General features: G+C 60.4%; 13 protein-coding genes. 2 read left to right on the top strand and 11 right to left on the bottom strand.

The window, feature by feature from the left end; genetic code table 11:
• Nucleotides 1–22: 22 nt before the first annotated feature.
• The 5 genes from ND528_RS06245 to ND528_RS06265 form a co-directional block, all read right to left on the bottom strand.
• Entirely contained in the window at nt 23–1165 is a 1143-nt protein-coding gene (locus tag ND528_RS06245; RefSeq protein ID WP_016772662.1) for an ABC transporter ATP-binding protein, read from the bottom strand.
• A gap of 63 nt (nt 1166–1228) precedes the next feature.
• Nucleotides 1229–2326: a polyamine ABC transporter substrate-binding protein gene (locus ND528_RS06250; protein WP_212617397.1), complete on the bottom strand. Its 1098-nt coding sequence runs from the start codon at nt 2324–2326 to the stop codon at nt 1229–1231.
• A 186-nt stretch (nt 2327–2512) separates the two neighbouring features.
• Nucleotides 2513–3625, bottom strand: a complete 1113-nt coding sequence (locus tag ND528_RS06255) for a polyamine ABC transporter substrate-binding protein (RefSeq protein ID WP_039757472.1) — start codon at nt 3623–3625, stop codon at nt 2513–2515.
• Between the two features lie 171 nt (nt 3626–3796).
• Complete coding sequence (locus ND528_RS06260) at nt 3797–5161, bottom strand: aspartate aminotransferase family protein (RefSeq protein ID WP_263469931.1); 1365 nt, start codon at nt 5159–5161, stop codon at nt 3797–3799.
• Nucleotides 5162–5217: 56 nt separating this feature from the next.
• Nucleotides 5218–6576 carry a glutamine synthetase family protein gene (locus ND528_RS06265; protein ID WP_016772658.1) on the bottom strand — a complete coding sequence of 453 codons (1359 nt, stop codon included), beginning with the start codon at nt 6574–6576 and terminating at the stop codon, nt 5218–5220.
• 728 nt (nt 6577–7304) lie between these two features.
• On the opposite strand from ND528_RS06265, the gene ND528_RS06275 reads away from it, so the two are divergent.
• Both ND528_RS06275 and ND528_RS06280 read left to right on the top strand, forming a co-directional pair.
• Nucleotides 7305–8681 (top strand): glutamine synthetase family protein, encoded by a 1377-nt coding sequence (locus ND528_RS06275; RefSeq protein ID WP_039757469.1) that lies wholly within the window; start codon nt 7305–7307, stop codon nt 8679–8681.
• Between the two features lie 315 nt (nt 8682–8996).
• Nucleotides 8997–9629, top strand: a complete 633-nt coding sequence (locus ND528_RS06280; RefSeq protein WP_095181294.1) for a TetR/AcrR family transcriptional regulator — start codon at nt 8997–8999, stop codon at nt 9627–9629.
• A gap of 161 nt (nt 9630–9790) precedes the next feature.
• Here the strand turns inward: ND528_RS06280 and ND528_RS06285 are convergent, their stop codons facing one another.
• The 6 genes from ND528_RS06285 to ssuE all read right to left on the bottom strand — a co-directional run bounded on the left by ND528_RS06285 (nt 9791) and on the right by ssuE (nt 14539).
• The gene (locus tag ND528_RS06285) at nt 9791–10006 is read right to left on the bottom strand and encodes a TOBE domain-containing protein (RefSeq protein ID WP_003229256.1); all 216 of its coding nucleotides are present in this window, start codon (nt 10004–10006) and stop codon (nt 9791–9793) included.
• Between the two features lie 106 nt (nt 10007–10112).
• A complete protein-coding gene (gene ssuB / locus ND528_RS06290) occupies nt 10113–10919 on the bottom strand; it encodes an aliphatic sulfonates ABC transporter ATP-binding protein (protein WP_130912673.1) in 807 nt (268 codons plus the stop codon).
• Nucleotides 10916–11698 (bottom strand): aliphatic sulfonate ABC transporter permease SsuC, encoded by a 783-nt coding sequence (gene ssuC / locus ND528_RS06295; RefSeq protein WP_027610511.1) that lies wholly within the window; start codon nt 11696–11698, stop codon nt 10916–10918. The genes ssuB and ssuC overlap by 4 nt, the downstream gene beginning before the upstream one ends.
• A gap of 9 nt (nt 11699–11707) precedes the next feature.
• On the bottom strand, nt 11708–12856 hold the full coding sequence (gene ssuD, locus ND528_RS06300; RefSeq protein WP_263469932.1) for an FMNH2-dependent alkanesulfonate monooxygenase: 1149 nt from the start codon (nt 12854–12856) through the stop codon (nt 11708–11710).
• Nucleotides 12857–12881: 25 nt separating this feature from the next.
• Complete coding sequence (locus tag ND528_RS06305; protein WP_110644464.1) at nt 12882–13856, bottom strand: sulfonate ABC transporter substrate-binding protein; 975 nt, start codon at nt 13854–13856, stop codon at nt 12882–12884.
• A gap of 89 nt (nt 13857–13945) precedes the next feature.
• The gene (ssuE, locus tag ND528_RS06310) at nt 13946–14539 is read right to left on the bottom strand and encodes an NADPH-dependent FMN reductase (protein ID WP_016772651.1); all 594 of its coding nucleotides are present in this window, start codon (nt 14537–14539) and stop codon (nt 13946–13948) included.
• Nucleotides 14540–14692: the final 153 nt, after the last annotated feature.

Genomic DNA, 14692 nt, shown 5'->3' on the forward strand with positions numbered 1-14692 from the left:
CGGCGTTTGAATTTGCGCATGTTCATGAGCGAAGTACCACGCCGCTGTCGTCTTCCCACCACACGTAGACCTGATCGCCCCAAGTCGGACGCGCGCCGCGACGTTCGGCGTTGGCGACGAACGACTGCACCAGTTTGCCGCTCGGCAATTCGACGTAGAACACCGAGTGCCCGCCCAGATAGGCGATGTCGTGGACCTTGCCGCTCGACCAGTTGTATTCGCAGGTCGGCATGTCGGCAGTGACCAGCAGCTTCTCGGGACGAATCGCGTAGGTTACGGACTTGTCCTGCACCGAGGTGCTGATGCCGTGACCGACGTAGATCTGCCGGTCGAGGTCCTTGCAGGTGATGGTCGCGTGGCCTTCGGCGTCGTCGATCACTTCGCCTTCGAAAATGTTGACGTTGCCGATGAATTCACAGACCAGACGGCTGGTCGGGGTTTCGTAGATGTCGATCGGGCTGCCGATCTGGGCGATCCAGCCGAGGTGCATGATCGCGATGCGCTCGGCCATGGTCATGGCCTCTTCCTGGTCGTGGGTCACCATCACGCAGGTCACACCGACGCGCTCGATGATTTCCACCAGTTCCAGCTGCATCTGCGAGCGCAGCTTTTTGTCCAGAGCGCCCATCGGTTCGTCGAGCAGCAACAGCTTCGGCCGCTTGGCCAGCGAACGGGCCAGGGCCACGCGCTGACGCTGACCGCCGGACAGTTGATGCGGCTTGCGCTTGGCGTACTGGCTCATCTGCACAAGTTTGAGCATCTCGGCCACACGGGCGTCGATCTCGGCCTTGGGAATCTTGTCCTGCTGCAGGCCGAAGGCGATGTTCTGCGCCACGGTCATGTGCGGGAACAGGGCGTAGGACTGAAACATCATATTGATCGGACGGTCGTACGGCGGCATGTCGGTGATGTCGACGCCGTCGAGGAAAATCCGCCCTTCCGTGGGCCGTTCGAAGCCTGCCAGCATCCGTAGCAAGGTGGATTTGCCCGATCCCGAACCGCCGAGCAGGGCGAAAATCTCGCCCTTCTTGATTTCCAGGGACACGTCGTCCACGGCAATCGTCTCGTCGAACTTCTTCGTGACCCGGTCGATTTTGACCAGCACCTGTTTTGGTGTCTGGTCGCCCTCGAGGGCTTTCTTGTAGGCGCCGGAGGCAACTGCCATTTACGAAACTCCCAACAGAAGCAGCAGTTCGCCACGCAAGACGAACCCTGGATAGTTTGTGCGTTATTTGCCCGACTTGACCTTGGTCCAGTTGCGGGTCATCAAACGCTGAATATTGGCTGGCAACTCGGTCGACACGTAGGTCTTGTCGAGGACTGCTTGCGGTGGGTAAACCGCTTCATCGGTGCGAATGGATTGTTCCATCAGCTTGTCCGAACCCGGGTTGGGGTTGGCGTAACCGACGTAATCACTGACCTGGGCGATCACCTCAGGTTTCAGCAAATAATTGATGAAGGCGTGGGCTTCCTTGACGTTGGACGAGTCCTTGGGGATCGCCAGCATGTCGAACCACAGCGCGCCGCCCTCTTTCGGAATCGAGTAGGCGATGTTGACGCCCTTCTTCGCTTCCTCGGCACGGTTCTTCGCCTGGAAGATGTCGCCGGAGAAACCGATGGCCACGCAGATGTCGCCGTTGGCCAGATCGCCGATGTATTTCGAGGAGTGGAAATAGGTCACGTATGGACGCACCGCGAGCAGCTTGGCGGTGGCTTTTTCGTAGTCCTTGGTGTTGGTGCTGTTGGCGTTCAGGCCCAGGTAATTGAGCATGGTCGGCATCATTTCATCAGCCGAATCGAGGAACGCGACACCGCAGCTGTGCAGCTTCTTGATGTTTTCCGGTTCGAACAGCACGGCCCAGGAATCGATCTTGTCGATACCGAGCACGGCCTTGACCTTGTCGACGTTGTAGCCAATGCCGTTGGTGCCCCACAGATACGGCACGGCGTAGAGGTTGCCGGGATCGTTCTGCTCCAGGCGCTTGAGCAGCACCGGGTCGAGGTTGGAATAATTGGGCAGCTGCGCCTTGTCGAGCTTCTGGAACGCGCCCGCCTTGATCTGCTTGCCAAGGAAGTGGTTCGACGGCACGACCACGTCGTAACCGGTGCGCCCGGCGAGCAGCTTGCCTTCCAGGGTTTCGTTGGAGTCGAAGACGTCGTAGACCGGTTTGATCCCGGTCTCTTTCTCGAAGTCGGCCAGGGTCGACTCGCCGATGTAATCGGACCAGTTATAAATATGCACCGTACCGGCGGCCTGGGCTCCGACAGCGATTGTCAGGCCGGCAGCGGCCAGCAGGGCTTTGCGCAAAGAAGAAAATACAGGCAAGTGGAGGTCCTCTAAATTGATTGGGCCCAAGTTGCCCCGCGCTGCATGACAGCCATGGCTGCCCGACAACAAAACCGGCGCGCAACTTACCCTCGAAAAACCGATCCAGCAAAACTTTCTGTCATTTAATTATCCACTGGCCGCCGTCGCGGCGACGACGGCCAGTGGTTGTGGCGACAAACCGGCTTATTTGCCCGATTTGATCTTGGTCCAGCTGCGGGTGATCAGGCGCAGCGTGGCGGCGTCCAGATCGCTGATCGCATAGAGCTGCTTCTTCACTTCAGCCGACGGGTAGATGCTCGGGTCGCTGGTGATGTCCTTGTCCACCAGAGGCGTCGCCGCCTTGTTGCCGTTCGGGAAACGCACGGCGTTGGTGATGCCGGCCATCACTTGCGGCTCCAGCAGGTAGTTCATGAACTTGTAGGCGGCTTCGACGTTTTCGGCATCCTTGGGAATGGCGACCATGTCGTAGAAAGTACCGGCGCCTTCTTTTGGAATGGTGTAGGCCAGTTTGACCTTGTCACCGGCTTCCTGAGCGCGGGTCTTGGATTGCTCCAGGTCACCCGAGTAACCGACGGCGACGCAGATGTTGCCGTTGGCAAGGTCGGAGATGTACTTGGACGAGTGGAAGTAGGCGACCGAAGGACGGATCTTCAGGAACAGGTCTTCGGCGGCTTTCAGATCAGCCTTGTCCTTGCTGTTGGTCGGCTTGCCCAGATAGTGCAATGCCGCCGGAATCATTTCGGTCGGCGCATCGAGGAAGCTCACGCCGCAGCTTTTGAGTTTCTCGATGTTTTCAGGCTTGAACACCACGTCCCACGAATCGATCTTGTCGATGCCCAGTGCAGCCTTGACCTTGGCCGGGTTGTAACCGATGCCGATCGAGCCCCACATGTACGGGAAGGCGTGCTTGTTGCCCTGGTCGCTGGCATCGCCAACGGCCTTGAGCAGGTCTTCGTCGAGGTTTTTCCAGTTAGGCAGCTTGGACTTGTCCAGCTCCTGGTAAACGCCGGCCTTGATCTGCTTGGCGAGGAAATTGTTGGAAGGCACCACGATGTCATAACCGGACTTGCCGGCCAGCAGCTTGGCTTCCAGGGTTTCGTTACTGTCGAAGACGTCGTAGACGACTTTGATCCCGGTGGCTTTCTCGAAGTTGGCCACGGTGTCCGGCGCGATGTAGTCGGACCAGTTGTAGACGTGCAGTACCTTGTCGTCCGCGTGCACCGCACCCGCCATCATGCCCGCCATGGACAGCGCGAGCAGAGTCTTGCCAGCTAACTTTTTACCTAATGCCTTCATGCGTCATGCTCCAAATTTTTCTTTTTTGAACCACTTTGTTCAGCGGCCGAACCCGGACAACTGGAACCGCGGCTAGTCTGGCAAGATCCGAGGCGGTCTTTCAACAAAAGACCAGCCTTTCTGAAAGCTTTGAGCGAGTGCGCCGCAGCTCCCCCGCCCAAAGCCTAGCACCTAGGCCTGTAGCGCACCGAGGGTCAGGTCCAGACACTTGCGTGCCTTTGTAACCAGCTCATCGATCTCCGCTTTGCTGATCACCAGCGGCGGCGCGATGATCATGGTGTCGCCCACCGCGCGCATGATCAGGCCATTGTCGAAGCAGAACTGCCGGCAGATCATGCCCACACCTTTGCCTTCGTAACGCTTGCGCGTGGCCTTGTCCTGCACCAGCTCGATCGCCCCCAGCAGACCGACGCCGCGAACTTCCCCCACCAACGGGTGATCGTTCAGCTCGCGCAGACGTTTCTGCAAATACGGTGCCGTTTCGTTGTGGGCGTTCTCGATAATTTTTTCGTCGCGCAGGATGCGGATGTTTTCCAAGCCCACCGCGGCCGCCACCGGGTGGCCGGAGTAAGTGAAGCCGTGGTTGAAATCGCCGCCTTCATTGAGCACGGCCACCACCGAATCACGCACGATCAACCCGCCCATGGGGATGTAGCCGGAGGTCAGGCCTTTGGCGATGGTCATCATGTGCGGCTTGAGGTCGTAGAAATCGCTACCGAACCACTCACCGGTACGGCCGAAGCCGCAGATCACTTCGTCGGCAACAAAGAGGATGTCGTACTTGGCGAGGATTTCCTTGATGCGCGGCCAGTAGGTATCGGGCGGGATGATCACGCCACCGGCACCCTGGATCGGCTCGGCAATAAAGGCACCGACGTTGTCGACGCCGACCTCGAGAATCTTCTCTTCGAGCTGATTGGCCGCCCAGATGCCGAACTCTTCCGGCGACATGTCACCGCCTTCGGCGAACCAGTACGGCTGCGCGATGTGGACGATGCCCGGGATCGGCAAATCGCCCTGCTCGTGCATATAGGTCATGCCGCCGAGGCTCGCGCCGGCCACGGTCGAACCGTGATAACCGTTCTTGCGGCTGATGATGACTTTCTTGTTCGGCTGACCCTTGATTGCCCAGTAGTGACGGACCATGCGCAACATGGTGTCGTTGCCTTCGGAGCCGGAACCGGTGAAGAACACGTGGTTCATGCCTTCCGGCGCCACGTCGGCAATCGCCTTGGCCAGTTCCAGTGCCGGCGGGTGTGCGGTCTGGAAGAACAGGTTGTAGTAAGGCAGTTCGCGCATCTGTTTGGCGGCGGCATAGGCCAGCTCATCGCGACCGTAACCGATCGCTACGCACCAGAGGCCGGCCATGCCGTCGAGGATCTTGTTGCCTTCGCTGTCCCACAGATAAACGCCCTTGGCGTTGGTGATGATCCGCGGACCCTTCTCTTTCAGTTGCTTGAAGTCGCTGAACGGGGCCAGGTGGTGTTCGCTGCTCAGCGCTTGCCACTCACGGGTTTGCGGGTTGTTGCTGGTCATGCCAATTCTCCTTGTTATCGGTGAAGGCGCGACGGCTGGCCGCCGCGCCCGGCGCATCAGACGGCGAAGAGCAGGTACTCACGCTCCCAGGAACTGATCACGCGCTTGAAGTTTTCATGCTCGGCCCGCTTGACCGCGACGTAGCCGGTGATGAAGGTCTTGCCGAGGTACTTCTCGATGGTCGCGCTGTTTTCCATACGCTCCAGCGCGTCCTCGATGGTCAGCGGCAGGCGCAGGTTGCGGCGCTCGTAACCACGGCCGACCACAGGCGCGCTCGGGTTCAGGCCCTCGACCATGCCGATGTAACCGCAGAGCAGGCTCGCGGCAATCGCCAGGTACGGGTTGGCGTCGGCGCCCGGCAGACGGTTTTCCACGCGGCGGTTCTGCGGGCCGGCATCCGGTACGCGCAGGCCGACGGTACGGTTCTCTTCGCCCCACTCGACGTTTACCGGTGCCGAAGTGTCCGGGAGGAAGCGGCGGAACGAGTTGACGTTCGGCGCGAACAGCGGCAACAGCTCGGGGATCAGTTTTTGCAGACCACCGATGTGGTGCAGGAATAGTTGGCTCATCGTCCCGTCTTCGTTGGAGAAGACGTTCTTGCCGGTCTGAATGTCGATGATGCTCTGGTGCAGGTGCATGGCGCTGCCCGGCTCACCGGTCATTGGCTTGGCCATGAACGTCGCCGCTACGTCGTGCTTGAGCGCGGCTTCGCGCATGGTGCGCTTGAACACCAGAATCTGATCGGCCAGCGACAGGGCGTCACCGTGACGGAAGTTGATTTCCATCTGCGCGGTGCCGTCTTCGTGGATCAGCGTATCGAGGTCCAGCTCCTGCAATTCGCACCAGTCGTAGACGTCTTCGAACAGTGGGTCGAATTCGTTGGCCGCTTCAATGGAGAACGACTGCCGGCCGATTTCCGGACGGCCCGAGCGGCCGATCGGCGGCTGCAACGGATAGTCGGGGTCGTCGCTGCGCTTGGTCAGGTAGAACTCCATTTCCGGCGCCACGATTGGCTGCCAGCCCTTGTCGGCATACAGCTTCAAGACTTTCTTGAGGACGTTGCGCGGCGACAGCTCGATCGGGTTGCCTTGCTTGTCGTAAGTGTCGTGGATCACCTGCGCGGTCGGCTCGATGGCCCACGGCACCAGGTACACGGCGTTCTGGTCGGGGCGGCAGATCATGTCGATGTCGGCCGGGTCGAGCAGTTCGTAATAGATGTCGTCTTCGACGTAGTCGCCGGTCACGGTCTGCAGCAGCACGCTCTCCGGCAGACGCATGCCTTTCTCGGCGATGAACTTGTTGGTCGGCGAAATCTTGCCCCGGGTAATGCCGGTCAAGTCGCCGATCATGCATTCGACTTCTGTGATCTTGCGGTCTTTCAACCAATCGGTGAGCTGGTCGAGGTTGTTACTCATAAATGCCTCTGGGCTGAGTCTCCTGACGCGATGTCAGGCAATTTTGACGCTTGCGGCGTCGCGTTAAAGGGGGCTTGCTCGCGCAGTGCCGGCTTACGCCTGGCACCGCGCATAGACAATGAAAGAGGAGCTTACCTGCCCTTGACGCTGGCGTTGCATTTCCCGTGCACTTTGCGAACGTGCAGAATCACAAGCATGACGCTGAGTGCAGCACGGGCTTTGGGAGGGAAAGAGTTCTATAGTGAAAGGAGACGCCATAAAGCGGATGCTGTGCCCGACGTCCAGAATATCGGACGCTGCCGTTTTGCCGGATGTTGACGAGCGTGTCGTCGACAGGCTGCGCGCCTTGCTGGCTGCGCTACGGACGGATTGATCGCCACTGATGTGATGAGCATGCAGACCGGACTGTTGCGAGCAGTCGGTGATGCCGATTAACGGCAGGCGAGACATGAAGCACCCCGGTATTATTGCTGTTATGGGTTTGACCGGAGCTTAGCCTTGTTCATTTTTTTACACAACACCCCCGTAAAAAATACAACACGGCCTGCTCAAGCCCGCAGCTGAGCAACGTTCAAGGTTGGAAAAACTGCCCCAAAATGCCCCATAAATGCCCTCAAAGCGCTTTTTCGGGGCAAAAAAGGCCTCGCTTGACTTCGGCAGGCCGTTCGGGTTGACTGAAACCAGAAAAGATCAATGATTGATATTTTTAACAACAAAGGTGTTGCATCATGTCGGTACCCCCGCGTGCCGTTCAGCTTAACGAAGCGAACGCGTTCCTTAAGGAACATCCTGAGGTTCTGTACGTTGACCTTCTGATTGCGGATATGAATGGTGTGGTGCGCGGCAAGCGCATCGAACGCACCAGCCTCCACAAGGTTTACGAGAAAGGCATCAACCTGCCGGCCTCTCTATTTGCTCTGGATATCAACGGCTCCACGGTGGAAAGCACCGGGCTGGGCCTGGACATCGGCGACGCCGATCGTATCTGCTATCCGATCCCCGATACCCTGTGCAACGAGCCATGGCAGAAGCGCCCGACCGCGCAGCTGTTGATGACTATGCACGAACTCGAAGGCGATCCGTTCTTCGCCGATCCCCGTGAAGTGCTGCGCCAAGTGGTGACCAAGTTCGACGAGCTCGGCCTGACCATCTGCGCCGCCTTCGAACTCGAGTTCTACCTGATCGACCAGGAAAACGTGAACGGCCGTCCGCAGCCGCCACGCTCGCCGATCTCCGGCAAACGCCCGCACTCGACGCAGGTCTACCTGATCGACGACCTCGACGAATACGTCGACTGCCTCCAGGACATTCTGGAAGGTGCCAAAGAGCAAGGCATCCCGGCCGATGCGATCGTCAAGGAAAGTGCCCCGGCGCAGTTCGAAGTGAACCTGCACCACGTCGCCGACCCGATCAAGGCCTGCGACTACGCCGTCCTGCTCAAGCGTCTGATCAAGAACATCGCCTACGACCATGAAATGGACACCACCTTCATGGCCAAGCCTTATCCGGGCCAGGCGGGCAATGGTCTGCACGTACACATTTCGATTCTGGACAAAGCCGGCAAAAACATTTTTGCCAGCGAGGATCCCGAGCAGAACGCCGCGCTGCGTCACGCGATCGGCGGTGTGCTCGAGACCCTGCCGGCGCAGATGGCTTTCCTCTGCCCGAACGTCAACTCCTACCGTCGCTTCGGCGCGCAGTTCTACGTACCGAACTCGCCGTGCTGGGGCCTGGACAACCGCACCGTGGCGATTCGCGTACCGACCGGCTCTGCCGATGCCGTACGTATCGAGCACCGCGTGGCCGGCGCCGACGCCAACCCGTACCTGCTGATGGCTTCGGTACTGGCCGGCGTGCATCACGGCCTGGTCAACCAGATCGAACCGGGCGCGCCTGTCGAAGGTAACAGCTACGAGCAGAACGAACAGAGCCTGCCGAACAACTTGCGCGATGCCCTGCGCGAGCTGGACGACAGCGAGGTGATGGCCAAGTACATCGATCCGAAGTACATCGATATCTTCGTCGCCTGCAAGGAAAGCGAGCTGGAGGAGTTCGAACACTCCATCTCCGACCTTGAGTACAACTGGTATCTGCATACCGTGTAAGCGTTGTAACGTCCAAAGGAACGCCGTTGGCTTCGCGCCCACGGCGTTTTTTTATGGCCGCCTGCGGCGGTTCGCTGGCAAGCCAGCTCCCACAAGGGCGGGGTATTGATTCTGTGGCGAGGGGATTTATCCCCGTTCGGCTGCGAAGCAGTCGTAAAACCTGATGACCAGATTTTGCTGATACACCGCATTGGCTGGATTTGGGGTCGCTTCGCTACCCAACGGGGATAAATCCCCTCGCCACAGTCTGCCACTCAGGAATGTCGAACACCGGGCGCTCCGCGTACAATGCCCGCTGCCCCGCAGGAGACTTCCATGACGCGTCCCGCCACCGTTCGCAAACCCCGTGCCCGCAGCCAGGCGCGGATCGATTCGATACTCGATGCCGCGCGCACGCTGCTGGCGGCCGAGGGCGTGGCCAGTCTGTCGATCTACAGCGTCGCCGAGCGCGCGCAGATTCCGCCCTCTTCCGTATATCACTTCTTCGCCAGCGTCCCGGCGCTGCTTGAAGCCCTGACCGCCGATGTCCACGCAGCCTTCCGCGCCTGCCTGCAAGCGCCGATCGACCACGACGCGTTACGCGACTGGCGAGACCTGTCGCGACTGGTCGAACAGCGCATGCTCGAGATCTACGACCAGGATGCGGCCGCGCGGCAATTGATTCTGGCGCAACACGGCCTGACCGAAGTGACCCAGGCTGACCGCCAGCACGATCTGGAACTGGGCGACCTGATGCACAAGTTGTTCGACCAGCATTTCGAATTGCCGAGGCTGCCGGACGATGTCGATGTGTTTGCCCTGGCGATGGAGCTGGGCGACCGGGTTTATGCTCGTTCGGTGCAGCAGCACGGGCAGATCACCCCGCGCATGGCCGAGGAAGGGATGCGCGTATTTGATGCCTATATCGGGTTGTACCTTCCGCCATATTTACCCAAAAGAAATCTCTAGCGCATGCACCGGCCCTTTCGCGAGCAGGCTCGCTCCCACATTTGAAATGCGTTCCCCTGTGGGAGCGAGCCTGCTCGCGAAAGCCGCGCCGCCGAATCCGCGACAGGCACAAAAAACCCCGCAGGGCTCACACCCTCCGGGGTTGTTTTTTGTTCACCGACTTACAACTTGGCGATCGACACCTCGGTGGATTTCACAAAGGCGATCACCTCACTGCCGACCACCAACTCCAGCTCTTTCACAGAGCGGGTAGTGATCACCGAAGTGACGATGCCCGAAGCGGTCTGCACGTCGATTTCCGACAGCACGTCGCCGAGGACGATTTCCTTGATCGAGCCTTTGAACTGGTTGCGCACGTTGATGGCTTTGATAGTCATGGCATTTCTCCTAGGATCGAAATGAGCTGCAAGCGGCAAGCTATAAGCTGCAAGTAAAAGCACCAGGCTTGTTCTTGCGGCTTGTAGCTTGAAGCTTGCAGCTGCTTCATTGCGCCCAACGCAATTGCGCAGGCAGGGGTGAAACGGGTTCCGGCGCCGGCGGTTCGCCGGGCAGGGACAGAACACGGTTGAGCACTTCGGTTTCCAGTGCGGCGAGGCGATGCGAGCCACGCACCCTGGGGCGCGGCAGATCGACGTGCAGGTCGAGGCCAACTTCGCCGTCCTCGATCAGAATCACCCGATCGGCGATCGCCACCGCTTCACTGACGTCATGGGTCACCAGCAGCACGGTAAAACCGTGTTGCTGCCACAGCCGTTCGATCAGTTGCTGCATCTCGATGCGGGTCAGGGCATCCAGTGCGCCGAGCGGTTCGTCGAGCAGCAGCAGACGCGGCTGGTGAATCAGCGCCCGGGCCAGCGCCACGCGCTGCTTCTGGCCACCGGACAATGCCGCCGGCCACTCATTGGCGCGATCAGCCAGACCCACGGCTTCCAGTGCATCCAGCGCTTGCTGGCGCCAGTTGCCCTTGAGGCCGAGACCGACGTTGTCGATGATCCTTTTCCACGGCAGCAGCCGCGCTTCCTGGAACATCAGCCGCGTATCGTCGCGCGCCTGGCTGAGCGGCGCGGAGCCGGCCAGCAGCTCGCCGCCAGTGGGTTGGTCGAGGCCGGCGAGCAAGCGCAAGAACGTGCTCTTGCCACAACCGCTGCGCCCGACCACGGCGACAAACTGCCCCGCCGGAATGTGCAGATCGATGTCGCGCAACACCTGCCGCGCGCCGAAGGTTTTCTGCAGATTGCGCACCGCCAGCGGAATCCCGCGCAGCAGGCGTGGAGGTTGTTGAGCGGTCATGCCGCACCTCCCTTGGCAACCTGATAGGCCGGATGCCAGCGCAGCCACACACGTTCAAGTCCACGGGCGGCGAGGTCGGCGAGTTTGCCGAGCACCGCGTAAAGCAGGATCGCCAGCACCACCACATCGGTCTGCAAGAACTCTCGAGCGTTCATCGCCAGATAGCCGATGCCGGAGCTGGCCGAGATGGTTTCGGCGACGATCAGCGTCAGCCACATGAAGCCCAGGGCGAAGCGCACGCCGACCAGAATCGACGGCAGCGCACCCGGCAGAATCACCTGCCAGAACAGGCTGAAGCCGCTCAGGCCATAACTGCGCGCCATCTCCACCAGCGCCGGGTCGACGTTGCGGATGCCGTGATACGTGTTCAGGTAAATCGGAAACAAGGTGCCCAGCGCCACGAGAAAAATCTTCGCTGACTCGTCGATGCCGAACCACAGGATCACCAGCGGAATCAGCGCCAGATGCGGCACGTTGCGGATCATCTGTACCGAGCTGTCGAGCAGGCGCTCGCCCCACTTCGACAGGCCGGTGATGAAACCCAGCACCAGACCGATGCTGCCGCCGATGGTGAAACCGAGTGCTGCGCGCCAGCCGCTGATCGCCAGGTGTGTCCAGATCTCGCCGCTGCGCACCAGACTGACGCCGGCTTCGATCACCGCCACCGGTGCCGGCAGAATCCGCGTCGACAACCAACCGGCCGACACCGACAACTGCCACACCGCCAGCAGCAACACCGGCAACGCCCAAGGCGCAAGGCTGTGGATAAATTTGTTCATGGCTGCGCCTCAGCTCTGCGATGCGGCTTTGGGCAGGATGTCGTTGGCGACCATCTCGCCGAACGGGCTGACGTAACCGGCGCTCTTCGGCAGTTCCGGGCGTTCAACGTCGAGGTGTGGGAACAGCAGCTCGGCCACCCGATACGATTCTTCGAGGTGTGGATAACCGGAGAAGATGAAGGTGTCGATGCCCAGATCGGCATATTCCTTGACCCGCGCGGCCACGGTCGGGCCATCGCCGACCAGCGCAGTACCGGCACCGCCACGTACCAGACCGACGCCGGCCCAGAGGTTGGGGCTGACTTCAAGGTTATCGCGGCTGCCGCCGTGCAGCGCGGCCATGCGTTGCTGGCCGACCGAGTCGAAACGCGCCAGCGACGCCTGGGCACGCTGGATGGTGTCGTCGTCCAGATGCGAGATCAGCCGGTCCGCAGCCTGCCAGGCTTCGGCGTTGGTTTCACGCACGATCACATGCAGACGAATGCCGAAGCGCACGGCACGGCCGAGTTTGGCGGCTTTGGCCCGGACTTGTGCGATCTTCTCGGCAACCGCTGCCGGTGGTTCGCCCCAGGTCAGCACCATCTCGACCTGCTCGGCGGCCAGATCCTGCGCCGCTTCCGAAGAGCCACCGAAATACAGCGGCGGACGCGGTTGCTGGATCGGCGGATACAGCAGCTTCGCGCCCTTCACGCTGATGTGCTCGCCGTCGTAATCGACGGTTTCGCCTTCCAGCACACGGCGCCAGATGCGGGTGAATTCCACCGAGGCCTGATAGCGTTCTTCATGGTTGAGGAACAGACCGTCACCGGCCAGTTCTTCCGGGTCGCCACCGGTGACCAGATTGAACAGCGCACGCCCGCCGGACAAACGATCCAGCGTCGCTGCCTGCCGCGCGGCGACCGTCGGGGAGATGATCCCGGGGCGCAGGGCGACCAGAAACTTCAGGCGCTGGGTCACCGGAATCAGCGAGGCTGCCACCAGCCATGAGTCTTCGCAGGAACGCCCGGTCGGAATCAGCACACCGCCAAAACCCAGGCGATCCGCCGCTTGCGCGACCTGTTGTAGATAGCCGTGATCAACCGCGCGGGCGCCTTCGGCGGTGCCAAGGTAATGGCCGTCGCCGTGGGTTGGCAGGAACCAGAAGATATTGAGGCTCATGGAGTGGTCTCCTTGTGGATTCGAATTACTGGGCTTGGGAGCTTTGGGCCACAGCGGCCGGCGGGGTCCAGATCACATCCTTGATGCTCAACGGCTTGGGAATCAGCTTGAGCTGGAAGAACGTGTCGGCGATTTTCTGTTGCGCGGCGACCACTTCCGGGGTCAGGAACAGCGCGCCGTAGCCCTGGCGTTTCACCGAGGTCAGGGTGATGTCCGCCGGCAGGCCAAGCAGTGGCGCGACCTGTTGCGTCACGTCTTCGGGATTGGCTTGCGACCATTCACCAACCGCGCGCACCTCTTCCACGAGGGTCTTGATCACCTCGGGATTTTTCTGCGCGTAAGGTTTGGTCGCGAGATAGAACTGGTGGTTGTCGACGATGCCTTTGCCATCGCGCAGGGTGTGCGCTTGCAGTTGTTTCTCGGCAGCGGCCTGATACGGATCCCAGATGACCCAGGCGTCGACACTGCCACGTTCGAACGCAGCGCGGGCATCGGCCGGTGGCAGGAACACGGTCTGAATATCGCTGTACTTGAGGCCGGCGTCTTCCAGCGCGCGCACCAGCAGGTAGTGCACGTTGGAGCCTTTGTTCAGGGCGACTTTCTTGCCTTTGAGGTCGGCCACCGATTTGATCGGCGAGTCCTTCGGCACGAGGATCGCTTCGCTGTTCGGCGCTGGCGGTTCGTAGGCAACGTAGAGCAGATCAGCGCCGGCAGCTTGAGCGAAAACCGGTGGGGTTTCGCCGGTCACGCCGAAATCGATCGAGCCAACGTTGAGGCCTTCGAGCAGTTGCGGGCCGCCGGGAAACTCGGTCCATTGCACGTCGACGCCTTGCGCGGCGAGGCGTTTTTCCAGCGTGCCTTTGGCTTTGAGCAGCACCAGCGTGCCGTACTTCTGATAACCGATCCGCAATGTCTCGGCTTGAGCTTGGGTGATGGCGCCGAAGGTGACAGCCGCAGCAAACAGAGCGACCAGACCACGACGCAAAAATACAGTGCGCATAGCGCTCTCCTTTTTGCTGTTGGGTTTTGGCTGCACCTGCTTGCCCGTTGGCGGGCGAGTAAGGCGAGTACTTCAAATTTCGATGAGGCTTAAATGCTCCAGCGAGCACTCAACAAACGTTCGTTCAGCAGGCCTGGCTCCAGCGGTTTCGGCCGGCGCGCCATGGCGCCGATGAACTGGTCCAGGGCCTCGTGCAAGCGTTGCTCCAGGGCCGGCGCCAGTTGCGCGGCGGCACTGCCTTCGCCATAAGCGATCTGGCTGTCCTCGGCGAAAATGCCCTGAAGCATTTCCTGGGCCTTGAGTGCCGACAGCACAGGCTTGAGGGCGTAATCGACCACCAGCATGTGGGCGATGCTGCCGCCGGTAGCCATCGGCAAGACTACCTTGTGATTCAAGGCACGCTCGGGGAGCAGATCCAGCAGGGTCTTCAGCGCACCGGAAAACGAGGCCTTGTACACCGGAGTGGCGATCAGCAGGCCATCGGCGTTTGCGATCTGTTGCAGCAGGTCGAGGACCTTCGGGCTGTCGAAGCGCGCGTGGAGCAGATCCTCGGCCGGGAAGTCCCGCACCTGATAACTCACCACTTCCACCCCTTGCTGTTGCAACCAGCGTTGCGAACGCTCCAGCAGCACCCCGGAACGGGAGCGCAGGCTGGGGCTGCCACCGAGTGAGACGACCAGCATTGCAGATTCCTTTAAGCGTTACAGGCGATTCGCAGGCTGCGATCTCGCTTCAATGGCAGTGACCTTACCAGCTGATTTATATATCCATAAATCATATTTATTCATTTGGTTATGCATTTAAGAGATATGCCGTTCAGCAGATTTCAGGCGAAA

The organism is Pseudomonas mercuritolerans, assembly GCF_025706525.1.
Classification (GTDB): domain Bacteria; phylum Pseudomonadota; class Gammaproteobacteria; order Pseudomonadales; family Pseudomonadaceae; genus Aquipseudomonas; species Aquipseudomonas mercuritolerans.